Below are 23761 nucleotides of genomic sequence, written 5' to 3'. Positions count from 1 at the left end.
GTCCCACATCGAATCTTTTCGAGGCCTCAATAGAGCGACGCTCCATCGGAGGGGTCGGATACGGAAATTTACTCTTCGATGGCTGTTAACATATGGAGACGCGTGAACCGCGGCAACAGCTGCCACGAACAACTTATATTCGTGAAAATCGTATCAGCACCAATGTTTATAGGTCACGGACTGCTGGCGTTCACGCTGGTAGTTCTTGTTGGGCGTTACTTCGGATTCCCCAGCAAGCGCCTGCTGTGGCTCGGCGTCCTCGCCGGTGTGTTCGCCACACTTCCGGATATTGATATGATTTATGCGCCTGTGGGTCTGTTAGGCGGTGTCAGCGGGATGTCGGCTGCCGCTGAGTCGTTTTGGGAGACAGGGAATATTGTTCACCGTGCGATGACACATTCGGTAGTTATCAGTGGCTTTGCTGCGTTAGCCTTTGGTTGCTGGACAGCCGCGCTTAATCGGGAATCGTTCACCCACAAAGATTGGCCGACCCGTGGACCTATTCTGGCTTGCGTCGCTGCACTCCTACTCAGCGGCGGTCTCGTCGGCATTACTACGCTGGTAACAGGCGCTCTCGCCGGATTCATCATGGCGGTATTCATCGCTGGGGGTATACTCCTTGCGACAGTCGCCGCTCGTCATGGTATTGGAGCCCGGGAGATGCTTGGAGTTGCGCTCGTGGGTCTGATGAGTCATCCGTTCGGCGATATGTTCACTGGTTCGCCACCCGATCTGTTGTATCCGTTCGATGTAGTCGTTGTTTCCGAGCGGGTGGTACTTCATTCAGATCCGACCCTACACCTCATTGGCGCCTTCCTGTTTGAACTCGGAATAATCTGGCTTGCTGTATTAGTGTACGCACAATTTCGTGGTATGCCCCTACGCGACTACGTCAGTCCACGTGCGGTAATCGGTCTGAGTTACGCTGGAGCCGTATTTGTGTTGCCAGTACCGACCTTAGCTACGTCCGCTCCGTTCGTGTTCTCTGTATTGGCGGTTGGATTCATCGGTGTGAGTAATATCGAACGGGACCTAATTTACCGACTTAAGATGTCGCTCCGTACCGCTGGCTGGATATCACTCTCTAAGTCCACAGACTTGCCTCGCTCTCGGCCTGTCACGATCGCTGAGGTACCGACAGCACTACTGACTGGCCTTTCGGCGGTAACATTGGCCGTACTTGGGTACACTGTTGCATATCTGATTGTTTGAACAGCGTGGCTCTGTTGAAACACTATTCTTCAGACATATTTTTGCCTGAAGCAGCCGTTCGATGAGAGCTGCGAATTGAAGAGACAAGTCAGAAGACTCCGGTGATGAAACCAAATCCCATGATAATGAGGACGGCTGCGGAAAACACTGGCAGGTACGGCGTGTACTGCTCAACTTTCTCCTTAGAATGCTGGTAGCCTGCAATCAACAACATTGTCAGTCCGACAATACCCACGATGACGGTGAGTGCGTACGCACTCATCAGTTCGAGGCAGTGATTTGACCCGGCGCAGAGCGCAATAATCTCGAACTCTTCTTCGTGGGCGAATCCGAGAACAAACGCGAACCACGCGATCCCGAGGAGTCCACGATCAGCAGCTTCTTCGGAAGCATCGTGTGAGTGAGAGTGCCCACCGACGAAGGGAAGGAAGCCTTTCATACGGGTGATCAGTCCAGCGTTGTGGTCGTGTAAATGGCCACGATCAGGATCGGGCGAATGGCTTGAATGCTCGTCCATATCGTGGTGATGGTCCTGGCTGTGATGGGCGGAATGGCCGGCATCACCCTGACTGCCATGAGAGTGCCCGTGGAAGTATTCACGAATTCCAAGCGCGATGAGCAAGCCACCGGCAACAAGACTGACTGGCCCGCCGATTTGGATCCCACCAAGTATTGTCATCGGCTCGTTGACCTGCGTGAGATTGAAGTAGTCTTTCGCGTAGAAGAACACCCCTACCATCGCAATACTGCTAATAAGGTGACCGACGCCGATTATGAGACTCGCCGCGAACCCGTAAACCCACTTGTTTGTCTGGTCGAGCGCATATGAGGCAGCAATTGGCCACCCATGACCCGGTTCGATGCCGTGAACGGCACCGAGAGCGATTGCACCGATCAAAAGGCCGAGTGCTTCACCGTGTAACATCCTGTGCGAGATTCTGCTACCGAGGTGAATAACGGTTGTTAATACCGAAATGGGCCGATTGTCATACGAGACCCTCTTGTAGAACCCCGACGAGCCAGTACCTATGCGAACGAGTTTCAATATTCCAGACGAAGTCGTCGAAGAGTTCGACCGAGTCTGGCAAGAGCAGGATCTCGAAAACAGATCGCGGGCGGTCCGAGAAGCGATGCTGGAGTACATCGAGTCACACTCCCGCCTCGAAGCGACAAGTGGGGAAATCGTCGCGCTCATCGCGTTCGATTATCGCCACCACGAGGTGATTCAGGAACTCCACGCAATCCAACACGAGTATCAAGACGCGATCCTCAACACGAGTCATATCCACCAAGGAGAGTGGTGCCTCGAATCGCTGTTTTGTCGGGGGCCAGCCGAGCAGGTACGTACTCTCACCTACCGACTCCGCGATTTTGACGGCGTAAACCGGGTCAAGGTGATGATCATCCGCGACGGCAAAGAGTGACGAGCTACCAGAACCCTTTGAGAGGTGCACTCGCTATGTGCTTCATCTGTACTGTTCACTTCCTCGAGTCGCGTGCTGATCTTGTTCAAATAGACTGGCATCTCGCCGGTTGTAGAGTAATAGATTCATTGGATCTGAATTGTGTCAGCTAAATCAGGTCGAGACGCCCCGAGCTCCTTAGGGGTGTACAAAACATGACGCCGAGTTACGCTCGTTAAACCTCATTCCGGCGCCGCTGCGCTCCTGTTAGGGCCGGGCGCTAGCAAGTTGCTTCCTACGACCAATCGGTCAGCTTCTTCACCACGCTCGGACTTCCGGCACCTGAGCTGTTGGTACTCGTGGTCGGGGTCCCGATTATGGCAGTCGCGATAGCTACCGCGGGCCACTCGTGACAGAATCTCGGTATCCTCTTCGCGAGTAGCACCGTTCTCGGGACGAGCACGCACGTACTGGCGGTCGTGAGGTAGCTATCGATGCAAACTTACGGTCGTCGTCCTGATATATGCGTATATGAATGGCATCGGGTATGTCTTCATCGGCGCCGGGCTCTTTTTTGTCCGTCGCCCGAGTGCCGCTGCTCGATATCTCGACGGTTCAGCCAGCGCCGAGCGGTTCGTTCGATTCGTCGCCGCACCGACGTTAGTTGTCCTCGTAGTATTGATCGCGCTCGGAATTACGATTCCCTAACGGTTCGATTCAATTCATGGCACGCCTCTCGAAACAGTGGATTCAGCACAATCAAGTAGGCATATACGCCATTGGAGTCATCCTCGCGATTGGTATCGGTCTCGGCCTCCCGAGCGCCAGTTCGGTGCTGGAACCGCTCATCAATCCCGTCCTTGCGGTGTTGTTGTACGTGACGTTCCTCGAGATCCCGTTCGTCCGGATTCGGCGGGCGTTCCGGAACAGTCGGTTCATGGCCGCGGCGCTCGGAATGAACTTTGTGGTCGTCCCGGTCGTCGTGTTCGGCCTCACGCGGTTCCTCCCGCAGGAACCAGTCATCCTCGTGGGGGCGTTCATGGTGTTGTTGACACCGTGTATCGACTACGTCATCACGTTCACTGAACTCGCAGGCGGTGACGCAGAGCAGATCACTGCTGCCACGCCGGCGCTGATGCTCGTCCAGCTGCTGTTGCTCCCGCTGTATCTCTGGCTGTTTATCGGCCAGCAGGTCGCCGAGTTTATCGAGGCCTGGCCGTTCATCGAGGCGTTCGTCGTCATCATCGCACTCCCGCTGACGTTCGCGTGGGCGACCCAACACTTGGCAGAGCGTTCCAGTCGGGCCGCACAGTGGCAGGACACGATGGGTTGGTTACCGGTGCCGATGATGGGGGTGACGCTGTTCGTCGTCATCGCCTCCCAGTTACCGCGCGTCCAGGATTCGATCGGCCAGATTGCGTCGGTTGTCCCCGTGTACGTGGCGTTCCTCATCATTATGCCACTGCTCGGCCGGCTGGTGGCTGGGCTCTTGGGCATGGATTCCGGTGCGAGCCGAGCGCTCGTGTTCACGTCCGTCACGCGAAATTCGCTCGTTATTCTCCCGCTGGCGCTCGCGCTCCCGTCGGGCTACGCGCTCGCGCCGGCGGTCGTTGTCACCCAAACGCTCGTCGAACTGGTGGGGATGGTCGTCCTCACCAGGATCGTGCCCGCATGGTTGGTCCCAGATGCCCCCGATCAGATGCTCGATCTCGATGTTGGCCGGAATGACTGATCCACCCGCTTGGAGAGTGAACGGGCCCGTTAGGTGTCGTCGGGCTCGATCCGCGACAGTCGCATCGCGTTGCCCGTGACGCCGAGGCTCATCCCCATATCGCCGACGACGACTGCGAGCGCGACGCTCACCAGCCCCAGCGGCACGCCCAGCGCGAGCAGGAACTTCACGCCGAGGCTCGCCCAGATGTTCTGCTGGATCACGCCGTTAGCCGTGTGCGACAGCTCGTAGAGGTACGGCAGCTTCCCGATGTCGTCGCCCATCAGTGCGATGTCTGCAGTTTCGAGCGCGGTGTCGGTGCCGGCCGCGCCCATCGCGATGCCGACCTCGGCGGTGGCGAGCGCGGGTGCGTCGTTGATACCGTCTCCGACCATCGCCACGTCGCCGTACTCCACCTGCAGTTCCTCGACCGCTTCGACCTTCTCGTCGGGCAGGAGTTCGGCGCGGTACTCGTCAACGCCGACCTCCTCGGCGATTGCCCGCGCGGTGCCCTCGTTGTCGCCGGTCAGCATCACGACGCGTTCGACGCCCAACTCGTGCAGGCGCTCGACGGCCCGCTTCGAGGCGGGGCGCACCTCATCGGCGATGGCGATGGCACCCAGAAGCTCCGACTCCGTGCCGACAATCACGACCGTCTTGCCCTCCTGCTCCAGCGCGGCAAGCACATCCTCGGCGAACGCCCCATCGTCGGACTCGTCCGTCTCCCCTGCCACGACACCCCCGTCCGTCTCGCGGCGAGCCCGAAAGAGGTCGAAGCCCATCTCCTCGAAGAGCGCGGGCTTGCCCGCGTAGTACGTCTCGCCGTCGATCTTCCCGCGGATACCCTTTCCCGTCAGGCTCTCGAAGCCCTCGGGTTCGGGGAGGTCGCCGACGCCTGCTTCGTCGGCGCGGGCGAGAATCGCCTCGGCGATAGGATGCTCGCTACGTCGCTCCAGTCCGGCGGCGTACCGGAGCAGCGTTGCCTCGTCGGCGTCGCCGACCGGAACGACGTTGGTGACGGCAAGTTCGCCCTTCGTGAGCGTGCCCGTCTTGTCGATGGCGACGGCGTCTACCTCGCCCATCGCCTCGAGGTAGTTGCCACCCTTGATCAGGACACCGTTCTTCGCGGCGCTGGTGATGCCCGACACCACGGAGACAGGCGTCGAGATGACGAACGCGCACGGGCAGGCGATCACCAGCAGAGTGAGTCCACGGATGAACCACGTCTGCCAGTCGCCGGCGAAGCTGACCCCATACCCGGCCACGTTCACCGATACGGGATCGGCGATGAGCAGCGGTGGGATGACGGCGGTCAGGATCGCCAGCACGACCACGATCGGCGTGTAGTAGCCTGAGAACCGGTCGACAAACTGCTCCCTCTCGGTCTTCTTCGCCTGTGCGCCCTGTACCATCTCGATGATGCGTGAGAGCGTGGAGTCACCCGCCGTCGACGTGACCTCGACTTCAAGGTAGCCCTCCTCGTTGATCGCGCCGGCGTACACCTCGTCGCCGGCGGTCTTGTCGACGGGGACGCTTTCGCCGGTGATCGGCGACTGGTCGACGGCGCTCTCGCCCTCGATGACCGTCCCGTCGAGGGGGATCTTGTCGCCGGGTCGGACGATCACGGTCTCGCCCACCTCCACCTGGTCGGCGGGCACCGTCACTTCCTCGCCGTCGCGCCGGACAGTCGCCTCGTCGGGAGAGAGTTCCATCAGCTCGCGCAGGGAGTCGCGGGCTCTGTCCATCGCGTAGTCCTCCAGCATCTCAGCGACGCTGAACAGGACGGCCAACGTGGCGGCCTCGACGAAGTAGCCGATACCGGTCGCGGCGATGATCGCCGTCCCCATCAGCAGGTCGATGTCGAGACTCAGATTCTTTGCCGAGTAGTAGCCACCGCGGATGACCGGAATCCCGCTGGCGACGACCGCGCCGAGGAACAGCACGTCCGCGACGTGGAGCGGGTAGTCGAGGACGCTCGCGATGGTTGCGTTTTGGCCAGTAAGGAGGAACTCGAAGAGAAGCCCGCCAACGAGGAGCACTGCCCCAATCCACGTCTTGATGGCGCGGGGACTCGTCCACACCTCCGACGGCGGCGCGATGTCCATGCCACTGTCCGCTCCGTCCTCACCATCGTCACCACCACCGACGACCTCGTACCCCGCATTCTCGATGGCCTGCACCACATCGCTTTCGTCGATGCGGCCGGAGTCGTACGTAACCGTCGCCGTGCCGGTCGTCGGTTGGAGCATCGTATCGACGACGCCGTCGACGCGCTGGAGGCTCTTGTCGACCTTCTGGGCGCAGGACGGGCAGTCCATCTCGGGAACGGTGAGTCGGACAGTCAACTCCCGTTGCTGTCCGTCATCGCTCGCCCGCTCTGCCCCGCTCGGTTCGCTTGTCATTACCTGCTGGTAGGGGCGTCAGCTCGATAAGGCTTGATTGGAATATTCCAAACTAGAAGCGGTGGTCAGAGCGAGCGTGGCTTCTCGGCCACTGGTCTATTCCCGATGTACTGCTTCGCCAGCACCTCCTCGGCCCGCCTGAGTCGGTACGTGAGCGTGGAACGCGGGACATCGAGATGATCGGCCAGTTCACCGACATCGACCTCGCGTGGCGACTCGTAGTAGCCGTGTTCGACGGCCGCTTGGAGCGCGGCCTCCTGCTCGGGTGACAGTCCGTCCCGATTCTCGTCGCCACCACTGGCCGGTGTCGCGGTATCTGCGGTTCGGAGCATTTCCGTCTGGGCACAGTCCCCGACGGCTGCCGCGAGGTCGTCGAAGAACGCGCTCACGTCGCCCTCACCGGAGTGGATGAGCCGCCACGTGTAGTGGCGACCCTTGTGGCGGGTCTCGAACAGCACGCTGTCGCCGAGGTGGTCACGGGCGATGTGGGGGACGGACGCGCACGTCGGGGTGCGCTGCCAATCGGAATAGAGAACGAGCGTGTCGTCTGCGCGGTCGAGGACGCGCGTGGTTTGGGTAGCGCTGCAGTCCTCGGTCGCGAGGCAGTCGGCATAGTAGTCGCTGGTGAGGAACGCGTCCTCGATTGCGTCGAGCGCCTCCGGGGTACCGATGGCGTGGTCGACCCGCCAGAGCTGCTCGGCGGTGGCGTGCAGCGAGAGCGAACGGATCCGAGCGTCGGGGTGGTCGGCGAGGGCGTCGGCAACCCTGTTACACCCCGGCTCGTATTTGAGGGCGAAGACAAGTTCGCGCATAGCTGCCTGTAGGCGTCGCGTGGACATAACACGTCTGCCCGATGCTGCGAGTGGTCAGATCACGTCGTCGGGGTCGTGCACGTCCCGCATTCGCTGTGCCTCGGCGGCGTACTGTTCTTGGAGGTCAGCGTCGTCGACTGCGCCGAGGTTATTTGGATCAGCGTCGACGGCGGCGGTGGTATCTCTGATGTCGGTGAAGGAGGTGAGTGCCCGTTCCTTCCGGTAGTACTGCTCACCGTCGGGTGTTGCGTAGGTGAGGATGATAAGGTTCTGCTCGTCGTCGGAGTACGTTCGCTCTACAAGCCAGACGCGGACATCGTTCAGGTCAGAATTGCTTGACATAGCTGCTTGTTCTGCTTCGAGTCAGAAAGAGATAGTGTTGGGAACAAGACAAGATAGCACAGACACAACGGTTGCAATCGGTCGGCTGACTTCCCTGATACAAGATAGAACTCTGTATCTTGCACGCTGGTCAGAACATCATTGCTGTTTGGAGGGAGACTAGCGATTAGTTCGCAGGCCTACTGAACAGCTGGTTCGCTGAATCCAGCCTGCAAAAAGTACTCTCGTGCCGAACTCAGTCTCTATATTATACACCGACTTTTGTAATTTCACATACACCAACAATTCATATCCGGGTTGTATCGCGGCAAATCGGCTGTGAATGCCGCTATAACTCAAATCTTTGCTACAGCAATTCGGTGTTCGGCAGCCCTACACCGAAAACTCGAACAGGTCGCCGCCGACGTGGTGGATGGATTTGACGACCTTCCCCGAATCCCCGACCATATCCGACCCGTCGGCCATCGCTCGGCCGAGGTGAGCGATGTAACACGAAAGATCGAAATCGATCTCATTCTTGGCAGGAACACCGTACAAGATATAGAGAGTGTAGTCAACACGGGACTGAAATTGCCCCATGTTTGAGTTTCAATAAACCCCGCATCTCTGTTATGGCGTTGTCTTATTCTCAAGATGAATGTCAAAAGATGTTGTAATCAGGGTTCCATTGGGCTTTGCCTGCAAAAAGAGCCGATACCGGCCTACCGTTGGAAACCGAGCTATGAACTGGATGACTCCGCTGTCAGGATCGGTTTCCTTAGGATGGACATGGAGGTATGCTAAATCGCCTTCGCGGATTGCTACGAGGTGTCCACGAGCTCCGAGATATTCATCGAGGTTTGCCACCGGTGCTTCATCCTGACAAACCTCGAACTGCAGTTGACTTGCTTCGCCGGGAGTGGTTCCGTCTGTAATCAGCTCCACCTCGTATCCATCTGCTGTCGCCTGAAGGGACGAGCTCGGTCGTGCATCGATTGTTCCCGAACCTGACGCGAACAGATCGAAGCCCAGAGTTGCCGGTTGGCCGTCGACGACGATATCAACGAACGCTCGATATACTCCGGGATCTGGAAGTGGGAAGTTTTCGACATGCCAGGTTCCATCCGAGTCAAGCTTCGGATGAAGGTGCTGGAACCGGGTTAAATCACGGCGCACAATTATGAGATGACTACGCTGGCCGTGTGCGTAGTCGAAGTCTGTCACTGGCTCGCCATCGTTGTTCACGATGCTGAACGTCCACTCTATAGCAGTTCCCGCTTCAAAGCGCGTCTCCGATGGGTCGAATCGGAGCCCGTTTGCGTCGAGAGCTAACCCGCCGGGTATCGTGTGTTCTCCCGGCGAATGTCCCTGGGGCGCTTCGTGAGAGGTGCCGTGGTTGCCGTGACCAGAGTTCCCTTCCATACGCATACATGTACACCGAAGCTCTACAAACTAGGGGACTCTTCTGGGTGCGGTGTGAGAAGATAAATACATATTTGACGGGATTTGGGCTCTAAACGATGGGAATTCAGCGCAACCCATAGTATCACCACCCACGAATACTAAGTTGTGGGACAAAACAATATACTTATGCTAACGGTGATAGCGCATCAGCAATCCGCTACAGGGAACTCCATCTATGCCAAATCACAACGACCACCAAACTCATGATAAAAGTAGTGAGACTGCTCGCCCGTCAGAAGAAAATTCAGATGAAGCACATCACATCCAGAACGGTTCATCTCATCCAGAGGCGCCTGTCGAGCAATCGTTGCTAGAAGACCACGCTACTGCATCAACGCATGAGGGACACGGAATGGGTCAAAGACACGGTGGTGACCGAGATACTGAACACAGAGGACATGGTGGCCATGGCGGGAGTCACGTCGGCCATGAGCAGATGTTCAAGAAGCGATTCTTCGTCAGTCTCATTATCTCTATACCTGTCCTTCTCTACAGCGAAGGGCTACAAGAACTACTGAGCTTCTCTGTGCCAGCCTTCCCGGGAAGTGTCTGGGTCAGCCCCGTGCTGTCGGTCGTTGTCTTCGCCTACGGGGGTGTTCCCTTCATTCAGATGGCTCTCCCGGAACTCCGTGACCGGGTGCCCGGCATGATGACGCTGATCTCGATGGCGATCTCTGTCGCATTCGTCTACAGTCTCGCAACCGTGGTTGCCCCGATTGGGATGGATTTCTTCTGGGAGCTAGTGACCCTCATCGACATCATGCTACTGGGCCACTGGATCGAAATGCGTTCAGTGCGCCAGGCTTCGGGGGCACTCAATGAACTTGCGAAACTCCTGCCGGATACTGCCGAACGAATCACCGAAAGCGGAAAGACCGAGGAAGTGCCTGTCGGAAACCTCAAAGAGGGCGACCTGGTTCTCGTTCGCCCCGGAGCCAATATTCCCGCAGACGGTGTCGTTGAGGAGGGGGATTCGGACGTAAGCGAGGCGATGATTACGGGGGAATCCCGTCCCGTTTCGAAAGAACCGGGTGACGAAGTCATCGGTGGGACGATCAATGGAGAGGGCAGCCTTCGGGTGCGCGTCACGGCAACGGGCGACGAATCTACCTTGTCCGGGATTATGCGGTTAGTGGAAGAAGCACAGACGAGTAAGTCTCGAACCCAGATGCTCGCGGACAAAGCTGCGGGCTGGTTGTTCTACGTTGCCGTCGCTGCTGCTGCTATCACTGCCGTCGGTTGGATCATCGCTGTCGGATTCGATGTTGAGGTCATCGCCCGGGTAGTGACCGTCCTCGTCATTGCCTGCCCGCACGCACTCGGACTCGCAATTCCACTCGTCGTTGCGATCAATACGTCGCTGGCGGCCCGTAATGGAATGCTCATCCGCGATCGTATTGCGATGGAGGAAGCCAGGAACGTGGACATGGTCGTCTTTGACAAAACCGGGACGCTCACGAAGGGAGAGCAAGGTGTTGTTGAGGTAGAAACCCTCTCAGGAGTAGACGAAGATGAGGCACTCGCGTTAACGGCTGCAATCGAAGGGGATTCTGAGCATATCATCGCTCAAGCGATCCGTGAGGCGGCAACAGAGCGAGACCTTTCCCTTCCCGAAATACGGGATTTCGAGGCCATCAAAGGACGCGGGGTTCGTGCTACTTCCAACGGCGACACTGTCCACGTCGGCGGGCCGAATCTTTTAACCCACCTTTCAATTGAACCATCTACCGAACTCAAGGAGTTTGCCGAAGAGGCAGGTTCGAACGCCCAGACGGTTGTCTATCTGGTTCGTGTCGGCCAAGCTGTCGCAGCAATAGCTCTCGCGGACGTCATCCGTGAGGAAAGCCGGCAGGCCGTGGAAGCGCTTCACGACATGGGTGTCGAAGTAGCGATGCTAACGGGTGACTCCGAGGATGTTGCCAAGGCCGTCGCCGACGACTTGGGAATCGATACCTATTTTGCTGAGGTCTTACCGGAGGACAAAGACAAGAAAATCATCGAGCTTCAGGAGCAAGGGAAAAAGGTGGCAATGGTTGGCGACGGTGTGAATGATGCACCTGCTCTGACTCGGGCAGATATCGGCATCGCAATCGGAAGCGGGACAGATGTTGCGGTGGAAGCCGCTGATATTGTACTGGTCCAGAACAATCCGGTTGACGTGGTGCGTCTCATTTCTCTTTCCCGGAAAAGCTACAGGAAGATGCAAGAAAACCTCGTATGGGCTGCGGGGTACAATATTTTCGCTATCCCGTTAGCAGCGGGGGTACTCGCACCGATTGGGATTCTCCTCTCGCCAGCGATTGGCGCAGTTCTGATGTCACTATCGACGATTATCGTAGCTATCAACGCACAGTTCCTCCGTCGGAGTGACCTCAGCCTGCCAAGCCTACCGGGAGGCTCCGCTCCGGTGGAAACACGACCAGCAGACTAGTTTGTTCTAAATGGCTCTATTATACTCCCAAAATGAACTTGTGTAGGCTGCGGGATGAGCTACAGGAGACGTCCGAATTGGCGTGATGGCCTCAGTGGAATTGGATCTTGAGATACCCCAGCGTTTGTTTAGTAAGGAAGCCAGTACGCACCCAGAAGTTATGTAAAATCGAGTGCAAGCTAACCTATGCCTCACGACGAACAGAGTCAACCTAGCGACGTCAGGCTCAAACCCGGACAAAAGCTGTACACCAGTGACGGTGTGGAAATTGGTGTAATTCAGGGAATTACTGACATCGGAGTTGAGGTAAATGTACACGACGACTTCTCGAAACTCTCCCTAGAACACGCTCCGAACGAGAACTACGGTGAAGGCTATCTTATTTGGCGGTGTTCAAATTGTGGAGAGGTAGGCGACATCGACGAGATCCCGAACCAATGTCCGAACTGTGGACAAGGCCAAGAAGAACTCTATGCCTACCTTGAGGACTGAACATTTCCTGTCTGTGACGTAATGAAATCAAATACCTCGTCTGTAGGGCGCCAACACTAATTCTGACTGGTTCGGTTATTTGGAGTGTCGTATTCGCGCCCTGGATCTTGCAAGGCGTTCTGAACATCATCTGGAATTGGTAGGAATCCAGGTGATCAATACGCAGCTCTCATCGAACGGTTGCTTCAGGCAGAAATATATCTGAAGAATAGGGTTTCAATAGAGCCAGAATAACGGTATACAGGATTTCTCCTCAGCATACCTGTTCCTGGTAATTTACGGGATTTATTCCTTGTCAGATTTGCTGGCTTCATCGGCCTTCGCGTACTCCGCCACATCAGAAATTTCGTGCTGAACCCGACCATCCCCATTTTCATCTTCAGCATCCTCACCATCAGTCGATTCTGGAACCTCCTCCGGGAGGTCAACATCGTCCCGACCGCCGGACGCCGATACTGATTCATTCTCCTCAGTGCGATTAATGAGAGTTTCTTCGGTGACTTCTGGGAAATGCTGGAAGTGATTCGGATTCTCGGTTAACCACTCCGCTACCTCCTCTGTTCCTTCTTCGACTTTCCGTTGATGCATCCGCATAGAATGATAGTTACTCACCACACCCTCGACCGCCAATCGTTCTGCGACTGCTTCACCGAAGTCAGTCAAATGGTATTCGTTCAGGGTACGACCATGCCGACGTGCAGGCTGGATTTCGATCGGTCCGATGTCCAGCGCCTCATCTTTCCGTTTGCTAATCGTGTCAGAAGTAATCGCCACTTCCGATTCAACTTCCGAATATGTCTTTCCGGCTTCGTTCAACACCGATAGCAGCCCGACGCCGCCTTTTCGCTGTAGGAACTCCTCAACCGTCGTACTCATCCGTTGCGTACCGCTCTAATTTGGAACGACATAGGAACCCGACCTAACTCCAGATTCGCTCTAGTTCGGATTTTGACGGTGACCGAGAATAGCACATCAGCTGCTGCTTTCAGCCATTTATCCCGACTCTTTCGGTAATCACACCCAGATGCATACACTCCAGTCTGGAGTGGTACACGGCGAGAAAGCAATGCCTCTCGCCGCTACGCGCCAAACGATCGCCACCCGCAGAGCGCGTAGTAACACCTACACTTGGAGGGGGTACTGGTGACCGACGACACCAACCAGTACCACAATTCGTTAGCTGAGAATGCGGCTGACATCATCGATGAAGAGACGGACTGGGTCGAGCTTGCACAGGAGCTTGATGTGAGTCGCTATCAGTACGGTGACTCCCACCCCGAGTGGACCACTGGGACACCGTTCCGGCCGATGTTCCTGTCGCACCTGTGGACAGAGGTCGAGGATGAACCACTCGGTGGATTACGGACACGATTGAGCGATGATCCCGAGCTCGCAGCAGCATTCGGATTTGACCCGGCTGACCTTCCGTCTCCGGCAACGTTTCGCCCGTGTCGGGTCGAAGACCGATTTGAAACCTTAGAGCACACCGTCACGCGCGGGGCTGAAGCGATTCGAGACGTGGCTATTGAGCGCGGCTCACCATTGGGTGTCAACTCACTCAGTGTGGTGCAGACCGTGCTGATGAGGATGACTCAGAGCCGTCGAACCGAACGGTTCAGCGGCTCCTTCGGAAGAAAGGTCGTGACGTACTGGATGAGCTGAATGACGCGATTATCCCATCGATATCGTTACCGCGCTCAGATGACGCAATCTACGATGACGACGAATTGCTCGAATTAGAATCGATAGCTGCCATCAAGCACTCGGCGGCGAACGGGGCTGGGGATACTCTCGGTGACAAGAAGAATCCGAATCCTGACCTCGATGACCCGTTCTACGAGGCTGGGCCGTCTGGTGAGACTCTTCTGGAGTCGATGAAGCAAATGTCCGTCGAACAAATCGGCCGGGTCATGAATTTCGCGCTGCGGAAGACGTACACTCGCGCGAAACCGCGTCTTCAGCAACTCGAAAATAATGATGGGTCACGGTTCGGGGTGCGGTCAAAAATCGCGCTGGACATCACGTACGTCGCGTATTATGGCGATCGTGACGAGATGCAGTGGGTGCAAGGCACACCAGAGGACAAAGGCTACGATTGGTGTCACAAATTCGCCACCGTCGTGATTGTCGGAGAGAACACGCACTATGTTGTTGGGGTATGCCCGCTTGGAAGTACTGAGTGGGCAGACACTGGCGCGTACGCGGGTAAGGATCAATCCTATTACGTTGGTGATGTTGCACGCCGACTTCTCTCGATTGCCGACGAGTACGTGAATATCCGGATGGTGTATGCAGACCGTGAGTTCCACGCTGCGGACGTGATCCACACGCTCGAGCAGAAGGAGTTAGACTACGTGATTCCGGCTGCGAAAAACGACCGAATCGCGCGAATGTGTGATCGGTTCGACCGGAAGAAAAGTGGGTACGACACTGAAGACGATACCCCGCTGTACGTGGAACCGGACCTATCGATGTACGGTTCGGTTAAACACGAGGTTTCAAACACGGAGGTGACGACGACCGTCGTTGTTCTCCCTCCGGACGATGACGATGACGTGCATGGGCGAGACTCCCCGCAACCGTTCTTGACGAGTTTGGATGTGAGTGATGAGCTCTCGTTAGATCGGCGGGTGGCGAGAAATCAAGTGGAGCAATACCAGGACCGTGGTGCGATTGAGAATTCATACTCTTCAGTGAAGGAGGCAGCTGCTTGGACGACGTCGAAAGAATTCGGAGTGAGATGGTTCCATTTCGCGTTCGGGTGTGTCATCTACAACATGTGGCTCTTGGTTGACTTCCTGACGCAGGACCGAATCGGGGTGATCGAGACACGGACGAAACCGCGAATCACCCTGTCGCGGTTCCTTGACTGGCTCGATCGGGAGCTGGTCACACTCATTTAATGCTCATTCCGGGTTCGCCCCGTCGGCAGAGCTATCAGTAGGCAGCGCCGCTATTTTTCGGTTGATTCCCCGGGTTCTCGTTAGTAGTCGCTTTTTCTGATAGGTTTCGGTGGGGAGATCGGGGTAGGAATCCGGAGGTAGCCGGTCGAAACTGGGTGAATCCGTGAACGCTCAGCGGGGGATTCGCAACTCCAGCGACCAAAATTAGTATAGCGAAATACAGTTTACCTAAAACAGTAGTGGCTTCAAAAGGCCATCAGGGGGCTTCAGATCATCAAATACAGGGAAATTCTTCTCAGATCCAAGTGCTTACGTTTAGTCCAATAAACAAAACCACTCGGCCAGTGGCCATTCTTCGTTGACCTCGCTATCCAGACAATCACGAATTGTCTAGTGGTCGACTATTCATTCATTTTCCACAATAGGTACTAATTTACCTAAGGTGGCTCAGGTGGTGTAGCTAAGCCACCTTAGTTACCTTAGTTACCTTAGGTACCTTGACCAAAATAGCTAAGCCACCTCAGGTAGGTAAGCAAGATATGAGTGGTACGCAAGGTATTGAACCTCGTGCAGTTTCGGTCGGCGTTTTAAAAGGCGGGTTTGGAAAAACCACCACTGCGATTAATCTCGCACGGGAACTCGGCCATCGAAACGAACGGGCACTCCTGGTTGATCTTGACGACAATGGTCACATGACGCTAATTCTTGGCCACGATGATGCTTACAGTGGAGATCGATGGGGTACAAACCACGTTGCTGACGTTCTTCTTGATGGCGACGATCCCCAGCAGTACATTACAAGCGTCGCTGAAGGTCTCGACCTCTTCCCCTCACATGTCGAACTCGAAGATGTCCAATCTGGATTAAAAGAAGCGACAATGGGGACGACGCGCCTGAAACAAGAGTTAGTTGATGAACTTCTCGGTGAGGTATATGATTATATCATCATCGACTGCCCGGCGAATCGGGGGAAACTCAATGACAATGCGATGTACGCGACCGGGAATATCATTATCCCACTGCGACCTGAGAATGGCTACGAGACTGGACTGACCAATACCGTCCAGCGGTTGGTTATGGACGCGCGTGAGTACTTTGACCTGAACATCCTCAGTGTTGTCCCGACCGACCTCTCTACTCGCATCGATCAAGATACACGAGATCGGGCCCTTCTGCGGGAAATGACCACCCGGGAAGCTGTGGCTAAGCACGTCCCCAACTTCGCGTACCTCTCCGAATCTGACTGGGAGCGGGTTGATAATGGCGGATATGACGGCCCATTACCAGGTATTCGACATCGAGCAGCTATAGACAACGCGAATGACGAAGGAGTGCCGCTCAGAGACTATGACCCGGAGTGCGATCAATTGTCATGCTATGATGAGCTCGCCCAAATCGTTGAAACCGGGGAGGTGGCTCGCTGATGGGGTTTGATGATTTGGATGAGGCAATGAGTGAGCAGGACGGCAAGGAATCAAAAAGTGCGGGGGCTCCAGAAGCTGCCAGTCAACAGGGATCAACAAATCTCGCTGGTGACTCGGAACGATCACATAGCCCGACCAAGGGCACTACTACATCTGACTCATCATCCAGTTCGTTAGATCACCCAGCATTTCCGTTTGAGGACAGCAAGCAGGAGGCTATCTATCCAACTGTAGAGACTTTAACTGAGTTTGATGACACACTAGATTTCGAGGTTAAACGCCGCCTCCGAGATGAGGGGCTTCGAGACGTACCCAAGCGAGAATATCATGAAGCTCTCCTACAGCTGGCTATTGAGCAGCCAGAGCGGCTTGCCGAACTAGTTATCGAGAACCGAAGATAGCGTTGGATATTCTGTCGCAGCTTGTTGTTGAAACCGGGTTACCTAAGTGGAAGTTTGGGACTCTTTTTCAGGAGTCAAGGGGTCTTCGTTTCAAATACAGATCGGGTTCTGATTTGGTTCACAAGCCGCTCACGAAGGACTGCCGGGGGAGATATTCCACGTCCACTTTCAATTCGACAAGCCACAACTTTCGTTGTCCTACTGACACAGAGGTTTAGATATCGACCGATAATCGTCTGAAGCGATTCTCAAATGCCGTCCCATGTGAGGTTGTTGACGGTTGGAAATTCAGCTTTTGCTGTCTGGGGAGGATTGTAGTATCGGGATTTGATCTCGTAGTATCCAAATTCAGGCGGAATACGAGCACACGCCTTCGCTAGATTTTGGTCTGCGGTATGGGTAATCACACGAATACGGGTGTTCTCATCGAACAATCGAACTGCTAATGCGACTAGAGCAGCATCTCGCCAGTTGTTTGTCACTGGGTACTTGCTTTGCTGGTTGAGAAAGTCATCTGCGACAATCCGTGCTTTTTCGACTGCACTAGCATTCTGATTGAACTCCTCACCTCTATCTCCTGGCAGAGGTGTCGCTACCCGAAGCCAGCCTTCTTCGATCGCTGTATCAAGATATGGATTTGCCGGTGAGTTTGTTTCACGCGTGTCCGACAGCTCGTGATAGACCGCTGCTGGCACCCAAATTTCTGTATTAGCGTCCTCTACCGCTTCCTTGAGCACCTGTAAGCGTGTACTGGGTTCCTTCCCCAGATTACGAAACATCACCGTGTCTGCAATATTGGCAGTGTACATCTCTCGCTAAGATAGCTCTATTCGCCACCAAATTCCTCGAGAAGGTCATCCTCCTCATCAAAATCCGTAGGCGTGTACGTCGTTGGGCTCGTATCGTCACCGAGATCCAAAATCGAATAGAGAGCCTCGACGAGGTCGTATGTAGTACCGGGAGAGAGATCCGTGAGCTCCGCAATCTGCCGAATCGTGACATCACCGTCGCTGTGTGCTTTCACGAGGTCGTATGCCAGTGCAAACGTGATGATACCGTAGTCTTTGAGAACCCGGTCAATAGCAGGATGCTCATTTTGGTGTGCAATGACTTCGATAAGCTCGGGTGTGATCGAGACCTGCGTCTCACGGATTGTCAGCGTGAGTTCGAACTCTTCAGCAGCATACACGGTAGTTCCTGCATCCTCACCGACCGTGGTAATAAGCCCAGCTTGCTCTAACTTGTGAAGATAATCATAGACCGTCTTTTTCGAGACGGATGTCGTGTCGATGAGTTCTGGTCCTGTCGTTGTCTTTTCGTGGCGAACCGCTGTATAGAGGGCAGCAAGCTCCGAATTATCGAGTAATTCGGTGAACGTTGGGACGCCAGTAATCATACCTGGGCTGTCCCCAGCGTTTCGTACGTGTTCCGTATCGTAGCTCATCCTGTATAGAGTTACGAAACTAGAAACAATAAGCGTTGGGACTGCTACGGGCAAAATACTTACCTCTCCCCCCGTCAGACTGTTTCAGTTCGTACTGGTCAAGCAATACTGGATGGCTGTGTCAATGCGTTCGCGACCCGAATTGGATTGTCGGGTTCTTCGAGCGTGTCGTCAGTAAGAGATTAGACGTGGGCGACGCCACGGCCGTACATGGACGGAGATATCGACAACACCACCGACGCTTTGGACAGCGTGCGATCGAATGGTGACCTCGACACTGTTGAAATCGTTGAGGTCACCGAGGAGAGCCACGAAGTGTGTCTCCACCTCCAGTTGCCGGGCAGCCCCGACTTCGAACAGTGGCTCAACCGCCCGCCAGTCTGGGGAGCCAATTGCGATCTGAAACGGGTTCTGGACGTCTACGGGCTGGTCCGGACGAAATTGAGCGATTGGTCGGTAAACAGGTCCCGGTCAACCGCGAGGTGATCAACGGGACGCTCAACTTCGAGATTAACATAGATAATCTCTCGCCGGAGTAAAATAATTCCACTCTCTGACCGACAGGCGCTTCGGTCACTGGTCTCGGGAGATGCCGGCTGTCTAGTCGGCGAAAAGATTGCTGTGAGCGGGACGCTCGTACACCTATACCCGACACACTCATGGAAGGCAAATCATCTTCTTGTATTCTATTGAGTCTAAAAGGTCAGAAAGTTTGTCGCATTGTATGTAGCGATATGAAGTTTATAGCAAATTTTGCTGTTGGGCCGTAGAGCTGTGAGTCCAGCACACGTCTGCTGTCCCGACAAAACTATCATAGTTCAGACTAAAACACGCTACATGCCCAAATCGGCCGACTCAGATTCAGAAACGGGTACGAGCAAGTCTTCCCCGGGTCTGGAACGGACGAAACCATGGCGAACGGCCGACGACGTCCCCTGGAGTCTGCTCAACGAGGCCCAGCTGGCCGACGCCTACGACGTCGTGGTCGCGCCGGCGCTCCGACGCGAGGACCGAGATCCAGCGACAGATCGCCCAAGCTACGAATGGCTCTCGGCCAACGGGTTCCGCGGACTAACCTACACCCTCTCGACCTACCACGATACGACCTTCAGCGACTTCTGGCAGGAGACGCTCGACTATGGCGAGCAACAGGACTCGTACGATTGGGATATCGAACACCAAGGGACCCGCGAATCCCTCACAACGTATCTCAACGCCAAGCACGAAGCCGCGAACGACTGGACCGACAGTACTCGCGAGACAATCCGCTACCGACTCGCCCGCTACGCCCGCTCGTACCGCGAGCGCCACGGAACCGATGACCTGCTCGCCCCGGTCAATGCTGACACCGACATCACAGAGACCGAGGCCGTCGACCGGTGTCGCGAGACGTTCGCCTACATGGGTGAGCAGTTTGCTGACTCAACAATTGCCAGGGTTCACGATGCGATCCGCAACTGGTACAACTGGCTCGTCGAGCGCCGTGTCGCCACCGTCAACCCGACAAACGGTGCGGAGGACTGGTTCGGCTGGCAACGGTCGTCTGACACTGACCCAGTCGCACTCGCTCCAGAGCACGTCCGGGCGATGTTCGACACGGCAGTTCGCAGCCGGGACAAAATGCTCGTGGTTGCTCTCGCTGGCTGGGGCCTCCGAGCTGGCGAGGTCGCTGCACTCCACGAGGATCAGCTGGTACTCGATGGAGAGAGTCCATCAGTGGAGTTCGAGGAGCGAAAGAACGGCCCGGGGACGGTCAGTATTGTGTACGGCGCCGACGTGGCTCAGCGACACTGTGATCGTGTTGAGGGCTACCTGTTCCCGTCGAAGCGGTCCCAAACTGGTCATGTCTACCCCAGCACTATCGCGTCATGGTTCCACGACCTCGCCGACAAAGCGAGTGTGCCCAAGGAGATCGACGGCGTCGAACGCAAGCCCCACATGGGCCGACGCTTCTGGTATGATGCTTACTCGCGGACCACGCAGGAACTTCTCACTCACGTGCAGGATATTGCCTCCGAACAAGGCTCTGCAAGTGCTAAAGTCGTCTTTGAAGATTATCTCACCGACGAGCGCAAACGGGAACTACGGCGGGAGTTCATGCGAGAGAAACTCGCTACTGCGTTTACATCCTCCGACGAATAGTTCGTTGAGTACTATTGGGGGCTTCAGTTGTGATCTGCTAGATTCTCTCTATAGGGCGTCTATCGCTCGTATCTAGCAGTTGAGCGTTGGAGCGGCACTAGTCGATTCGATGTGATCAATTCAATCCGCGTACCCTTCGATTTCCGTCTCGTCGAGCATCTATTCTGCCTCCGCGACGGAGTCAGCCGTCTCGCCACTGTAGCCGACATCTCGGGACCGTCGCTCGAAGGCGTTGATGACGACTTGATTCGTCTTCTCGTCCGTTACGCGCACAACCCGATCAACGCCCATCTCCTTGAGTTGCTTCTGAGCGCGCTTGATCGGCTCCGCCGCTTCGGGGGAAGGCAGCTTGAATCCCGAGAGGTCGTTAACGATATCGAATCCCTCCTGGAGCTTTCGGGCTTTTTCGACCGAGACCTCCACTGCCTCGTCGATCTCCTCGGTATCCATCCGTCCGTTGAGGTCGATGTATAGCCGGTTGGCGCTCCGATCTGCCGAGATATCGTACATAACACCTGAATGTTAAGGGGATTATATATTCACAGTGATGCCTAACTAGTACCGTCCCAAGCGTGGACGGCTAGGTTATCTACTTTGGGCACGTATCTACAGGAATGAGCCGAAAGAAGTACGTCGTCGATCTCTCGAGCGAGGAGCGCAGTGAACTCGAAGAGTTTGTCTCGAAAGGTGAACACCGAGCAGAAGACATCACCCGCGCGAGGATTCTCCTCAAGGCTGATGACGGGCTCACAGATGCGGAAATCTGTGAGCACGTCGGGTGTGGAGTTGGAACACCACACCGCGCTCGTAAAGCGTACACAAAACGAGGGATTGCGGCGATTCATCGCCGCAAACCCGACCGCGACTACACACCGAAACTCGACGGACGTGGCGAAGCACACCTCGTCGCTCTCGCCTGCTCTGAGCCACCAGAAGGACGCACGCGCTGGACGTATGCGCTTCTTGCCGACCGTCTTGTCACCCTTGAGGAGATCGAGTTCGACTCGATCTCCGAAGAAACCGTCAGACAGCGGCTAAAAAAACGACCTGAAGCCACACCGCTCTGAATACTGGCTCATTCCACCGAAAGAAAACGCGGAGTTCGTCTACCGGATGGAAACGCTGCTCTCACTCTATCAAGAACCGTACGACGAGAGCCGTCCAGTCATCTGCTTTGACGAGTCAAGCAAGGAACTCCGAAAGCACGTCCGCGACCCGCTCCCGGCCCGTCCGGGAGCGGTCGCTCGCACAGATCACCACTACGAACGCAACGGCACGTGCATGCTGCACGTGGCGACTGAACCGTTGACCGGCTGGTGTCGCCTCCACGTAACCGATCGCCGGCGAACAACCGAGTGGATCGACGGTATGGTAGCGATTGCAGACGACTACCCGGATGCTGACTGCATCCGGGTCGTCTTGGACAACCTCAGCACGCACAATCCAGCTGCATTCTATCGATTCTTCCCACCCGAACAAGCACGCGAGTATCTCGATCGCTTCGAGTTCTACTATACGCCCACGCACGGGAGTTGGCTGAACATGGCCGAACTCGTCTGGAGTTCGCTTCAGACACAGTGTCTCAACCGACGGATTCCCGACGCAGCGACCCTCCAGTCGGAGGTCGCTGCGTGGGAAACTGAGCGCAATCAGATGGATGCTACGGTTAATTGGCAGTTCACGAACGAAGACGCTCGAACGAGACTTCACCGGCTCTATCCGACTACTGAGGAGACCGAGAACTAGTCACTCGACACTTGGGACGGTACTAGTGGGACTTCAGTTGTGATCTGCTAGATTCACTCTACAGGGCGTCTATCAGTCGTATCTAGCAGTTGAACGTTGACCGGCACTATTCGGAACGGGGAGATCGTTTCGTGTGCCGCTCGGTTGAGCACCGTTACTGACCAAACTGCTCCTGATTGGACAGCCCCCGCGTGGTCGCAGATCTCGAAGTGCTTCCAACAATAATTGCAATCAGTTTCAGATATCCTGCCGCCACCGTTAGTCACCACAAATGCTACAAGCAACTCAGGTACCGCTTCCACGGGGTGGAGCCATTGAAGCCGGCCGCCTCTGTGCGACTGTTGGAGTGGGCATGGATTCTACGCGATCGTCGGAATCCTTATCACGAATTATGAATGATTCGTAACTAAGATGGCGCAATCACCGCCCCGCTCAGGGCGACCCCCTATTCAGCAGCTACAGACGGTCGCCGACCTCCTAGAAACACCAGCGCTTGCTCGGTTATACGCTCACATCTTGCAACACGGCCCGGTCACCGTATCCAAGGTCCTCGACGAGCTCGATATCCCGCAGGGGACTGCCTACGACTACGTACAGAACCTCGAATCCGCTGGCTTAGTGGAGAAAACGCGTGACCAGCGCCCCTACGAATACGATGCTGAGTCCATTGCACTCACGCTGTCTACTGACGGCGAAACCCAGACAATCACGCCAGCACTCATCGCAGCTGTGGCTCGTCGCGACGAGGATGAGGACATCGACGTCTACATCGAGCGCCATGGTCTCGACGGCCTTGCTATTGCCCTTGAGTACGCCTATGAGTACGTCGACGGGACAGTCAACCATCGGATTGCGGCTCGGGAACTCGACCTATCGACGCTCGAGGCCGAAATCATACTCCAGGCGTTGGAACCTGTTGCGACCGAGTACGCTGACACAGCTGCGTGACAACGGCATATATCGCCGACACGGGCGTCTTCGTCCGGTGTGGCGGACCGAACAAAGGCAAATTTCAACGTCTTCGTCGGGCTGTGCGGCAGGCAGAAATCTCACTACGTGTCCCACGACGTGTCTACGAAGAACTTGGCGGAGATCCGGCGGCAGACGCGTATCCTTCAAGAAATATACCCGATCCGGATGGATTCGAAGAGGGCTAGATCGTCGTCGCCGACGAACTCGATTACACCAATCCGCTCGTGTCGACGGTGATGGACGAAGCCCGCCGGTTCATCGCCAACGAAACCAACCGCGATGAGGACAGCATCGAGAAAGCGGACACGGCTCTCGTTGGGCTTGCTGCTCAGCTGCTCGACACCGGACAAGCAGACGATATCGTTCTCTTGACAACTCACAAACCAGCAGTTTCTCGCTGACCGTCGAAGCCAGCGAGGGGGCGCAACGAACGCCCAGAGCGTCTCGGTGTCTGTCTCGGATATCAATGAGACCCCCGAGT

Annotated in this window: 23 protein-coding genes and 2 pseudogenes; 15 read left to right on the top strand and 10 right to left on the bottom strand. The window is 55.9% G+C overall.

The annotated features are described in order from the left end of the window. Nucleotides 1–102 precede the first annotated feature (102 nt). Nucleotides 103–1212 carry a metal-dependent hydrolase gene (locus NJQ98_RS00405; RefSeq protein ID WP_262174552.1) on the top strand — a complete coding sequence of 370 codons (1110 nt, stop codon included), beginning with the start codon at nucleotides 103–105 and terminating at the stop codon, nucleotides 1210–1212. 88 nt (nucleotides 1213–1300) lie between these two features. Here the strand turns inward: NJQ98_RS00405 and NJQ98_RS00400 are convergent, their stop codons facing one another. After that, nucleotides 1301–2137 (bottom strand): sulfite exporter TauE/SafE family protein, encoded by an 837-nt coding sequence (locus tag NJQ98_RS00400; protein ID WP_262174549.1) that lies wholly within the window; start codon nucleotides 2135–2137, stop codon nucleotides 1301–1303. 103 nt (nucleotides 2138–2240) lie between these two features. On the opposite strand from NJQ98_RS00400, the gene NJQ98_RS00395 reads away from it, so the two are divergent. Together NJQ98_RS00395 and NJQ98_RS00390 are read left to right on the top strand one after the other, a co-directional pair. Continuing rightward, nucleotides 2241–2636, top strand: coding sequence for a CopG family ribbon-helix-helix protein (locus NJQ98_RS00395; protein ID WP_262174546.1), 396 nt, complete (start codon nucleotides 2241–2243; stop codon nucleotides 2634–2636). 703 nt (nucleotides 2637–3339) lie between these two features. Next, the gene (locus NJQ98_RS00390) at nucleotides 3340–4347 is read left to right on the top strand and encodes an arsenic resistance protein (protein WP_262174544.1); all 1008 of its coding nucleotides are present in this window, start codon (nucleotides 3340–3342) and stop codon (nucleotides 4345–4347) included. Nucleotides 4348–4376: 29 nt separating this feature from the next. Here NJQ98_RS00390 and NJQ98_RS00385 read toward each other — a convergent pair whose 3' ends face one another. The 5 genes and pseudogenes from NJQ98_RS00385 to NJQ98_RS00365 form a co-directional block, all read right to left on the bottom strand. Further along, entirely contained in the window at nucleotides 4377–6728 is a 2352-nt protein-coding gene (locus NJQ98_RS00385) for a heavy metal translocating P-type ATPase (protein WP_262174541.1), read from the bottom strand. Nucleotides 6729–6793: 65 nt separating this feature from the next. Beyond that, nucleotides 6794–7540, bottom strand: a complete 747-nt coding sequence (locus NJQ98_RS00380) for a helix-turn-helix domain-containing protein (protein ID WP_262174539.1) — start codon at nucleotides 7538–7540, stop codon at nucleotides 6794–6796. A 54-nt stretch (nucleotides 7541–7594) separates the two neighbouring features. After that, a complete protein-coding gene (locus NJQ98_RS00375) occupies nucleotides 7595–7882 on the bottom strand; it encodes a DUF7967 family protein (protein WP_262174537.1) in 288 nt (95 codons plus the stop codon). 372 nt (nucleotides 7883–8254) lie between these two features. Next, nucleotides 8255–8359, bottom strand: a pseudogene (locus tag NJQ98_RS00370) (RNA-binding protein); the annotation flags it as partial. A 132-nt stretch (nucleotides 8360–8491) separates the two neighbouring features. Then, nucleotides 8492–9283 carry a DUF8832 domain-containing protein gene (locus tag NJQ98_RS00365; protein WP_262174534.1) on the bottom strand — a complete coding sequence of 264 codons (792 nt, stop codon included), beginning with the start codon at nucleotides 9281–9283 and terminating at the stop codon, nucleotides 8492–8494. 217 nt (nucleotides 9284–9500) lie between these two features. Between NJQ98_RS00365 and NJQ98_RS00360 the strand changes: the two genes are divergently transcribed. After that, nucleotides 9501–11756, top strand: a complete 2256-nt coding sequence (locus NJQ98_RS00360) for a heavy metal translocating P-type ATPase (RefSeq protein ID WP_431357491.1) — start codon at nucleotides 9501–9503, stop codon at nucleotides 11754–11756. 186 nt (nucleotides 11757–11942) lie between these two features. After that, nucleotides 11943–12248, top strand: coding sequence for a DUF7130 family rubredoxin-like protein (locus tag NJQ98_RS00355; RefSeq protein WP_262174529.1), 306 nt, complete (start codon nucleotides 11943–11945; stop codon nucleotides 12246–12248). 285 nt (nucleotides 12249–12533) lie between these two features. On the opposite strand, the gene NJQ98_RS00350 is transcribed toward NJQ98_RS00355, so the two are convergent. Next, the gene (locus tag NJQ98_RS00350; RefSeq protein WP_262174527.1) at nucleotides 12534–13124 is read right to left on the bottom strand and encodes a hypothetical protein; all 591 of its coding nucleotides are present in this window, start codon (nucleotides 13122–13124) and stop codon (nucleotides 12534–12536) included. A 267-nt stretch (nucleotides 13125–13391) separates the two neighbouring features. Here NJQ98_RS00350 and NJQ98_RS00345 point away from each other — a divergent pair, with 267 nt between their 5' ends. The 4 genes from NJQ98_RS00345 (at nucleotide 13392) to NJQ98_RS00330 (ending at nucleotide 16976) form a co-directional block, all read left to right on the top strand. Next, a complete protein-coding gene (locus NJQ98_RS00345; RefSeq protein ID WP_262174524.1) occupies nucleotides 13392–13910 on the top strand; it encodes a hypothetical protein in 519 nt (172 codons plus the stop codon). 65 nt (nucleotides 13911–13975) lie between these two features. After that, the gene (locus tag NJQ98_RS00340) at nucleotides 13976–15151 is read left to right on the top strand and encodes a transposase (RefSeq protein ID WP_262174523.1); all 1176 of its coding nucleotides are present in this window, start codon (nucleotides 13976–13978) and stop codon (nucleotides 15149–15151) included. Between the two features lie 539 nt (nucleotides 15152–15690). Next, complete coding sequence (locus NJQ98_RS00335; RefSeq protein WP_262174521.1) at nucleotides 15691–16575, top strand: ParA family protein; 885 nt, start codon at nucleotides 15691–15693, stop codon at nucleotides 16573–16575. Beyond that, on the top strand, nucleotides 16575–16976 hold the full coding sequence (locus NJQ98_RS00330; RefSeq protein ID WP_262174520.1) for a DUF7970 domain-containing protein: 402 nt from the start codon (nucleotides 16575–16577) through the stop codon (nucleotides 16974–16976). The genes NJQ98_RS00335 and NJQ98_RS00330 overlap by 1 nt, the downstream gene beginning before the upstream one ends. 248 nt (nucleotides 16977–17224) lie before the next feature. On the opposite strand, the gene NJQ98_RS00325 is transcribed toward NJQ98_RS00330, so the two are convergent. Together NJQ98_RS00325 and NJQ98_RS00320 are read right to left on the bottom strand one after the other, a co-directional pair. Beyond that, the gene (locus tag NJQ98_RS00325; RefSeq protein WP_262174518.1) at nucleotides 17225–17785 is read right to left on the bottom strand and encodes a PIN domain-containing protein; all 561 of its coding nucleotides are present in this window, start codon (nucleotides 17783–17785) and stop codon (nucleotides 17225–17227) included. Nucleotides 17786–17802: 17 nt separating this feature from the next. Beyond that, on the bottom strand, nucleotides 17803–18420 hold the full coding sequence (locus NJQ98_RS00320; protein ID WP_262174515.1) for a winged helix-turn-helix domain-containing protein: 618 nt from the start codon (nucleotides 18418–18420) through the stop codon (nucleotides 17803–17805). A gap of 210 nt (nucleotides 18421–18630) precedes the next feature. On the opposite strand from NJQ98_RS00320, the gene NJQ98_RS00315 reads away from it, so the two are divergent. Both NJQ98_RS00315 and NJQ98_RS00310 read left to right on the top strand, forming a co-directional pair. Further along, entirely contained in the window at nucleotides 18631–18906 is a 276-nt protein-coding gene (locus NJQ98_RS00315; protein WP_262174514.1) for a hypothetical protein, read from the top strand. A gap of 351 nt (nucleotides 18907–19257) precedes the next feature. Further along, nucleotides 19258–20562: a tyrosine-type recombinase/integrase gene (locus NJQ98_RS00310; RefSeq protein WP_262174513.1), complete on the top strand. Its 1305-nt coding sequence runs from the start codon at nucleotides 19258–19260 to the stop codon at nucleotides 20560–20562. A gap of 159 nt (nucleotides 20563–20721) precedes the next feature. On the opposite strand, the gene NJQ98_RS00305 is transcribed toward NJQ98_RS00310, so the two are convergent. Then, entirely contained in the window at nucleotides 20722–21072 is a 351-nt protein-coding gene (locus NJQ98_RS00305) for a hypothetical protein (protein ID WP_262174510.1), read from the bottom strand. Nucleotides 21073–21176: 104 nt separating this feature from the next. On the opposite strand from NJQ98_RS00305, the gene NJQ98_RS00300 reads away from it, so the two are divergent. The 4 genes and pseudogenes from NJQ98_RS00300 to NJQ98_RS19055 all read left to right on the top strand — a co-directional run. Beyond that, the gene (locus NJQ98_RS00300) at nucleotides 21177–21629 is read left to right on the top strand and encodes a helix-turn-helix domain-containing protein (protein ID WP_262174508.1); all 453 of its coding nucleotides are present in this window, start codon (nucleotides 21177–21179) and stop codon (nucleotides 21627–21629) included. Further along, a complete protein-coding gene (locus tag NJQ98_RS00295) occupies nucleotides 21610–22308 on the top strand; it encodes an IS630 family transposase (protein ID WP_284438486.1) in 699 nt (232 codons plus the stop codon). The genes NJQ98_RS00300 and NJQ98_RS00295 overlap by 20 nt, the downstream gene beginning before the upstream one ends. A 411-nt stretch (nucleotides 22309–22719) precedes the next feature. Further along, entirely contained in the window at nucleotides 22720–23256 is a 537-nt protein-coding gene (locus tag NJQ98_RS00290) for a helix-turn-helix domain-containing protein (RefSeq protein WP_262174505.1), read from the top strand. Then, nucleotides 23253–23669: pseudogene (locus tag NJQ98_RS19055) on the top strand (PIN domain-containing protein); the annotation flags it as partial. The gene NJQ98_RS00290 and the pseudogene NJQ98_RS19055, both read left to right, overlap by 4 nt. Between the last annotated feature and the right edge of the window lie 92 nt (nucleotides 23670–23761).

The sequence above is a fragment of the Haloarcula laminariae genome, from assembly GCF_025457605.1.
Taxonomy (GTDB): Archaea; Halobacteriota; Halobacteria; order Halobacteriales; family Haloarculaceae; genus Haloarcula; species Haloarcula laminariae.
Note: the sequence above shows the minus strand (reverse complement) of the source record. Positions and strands in the feature narration are given on the sequence as shown.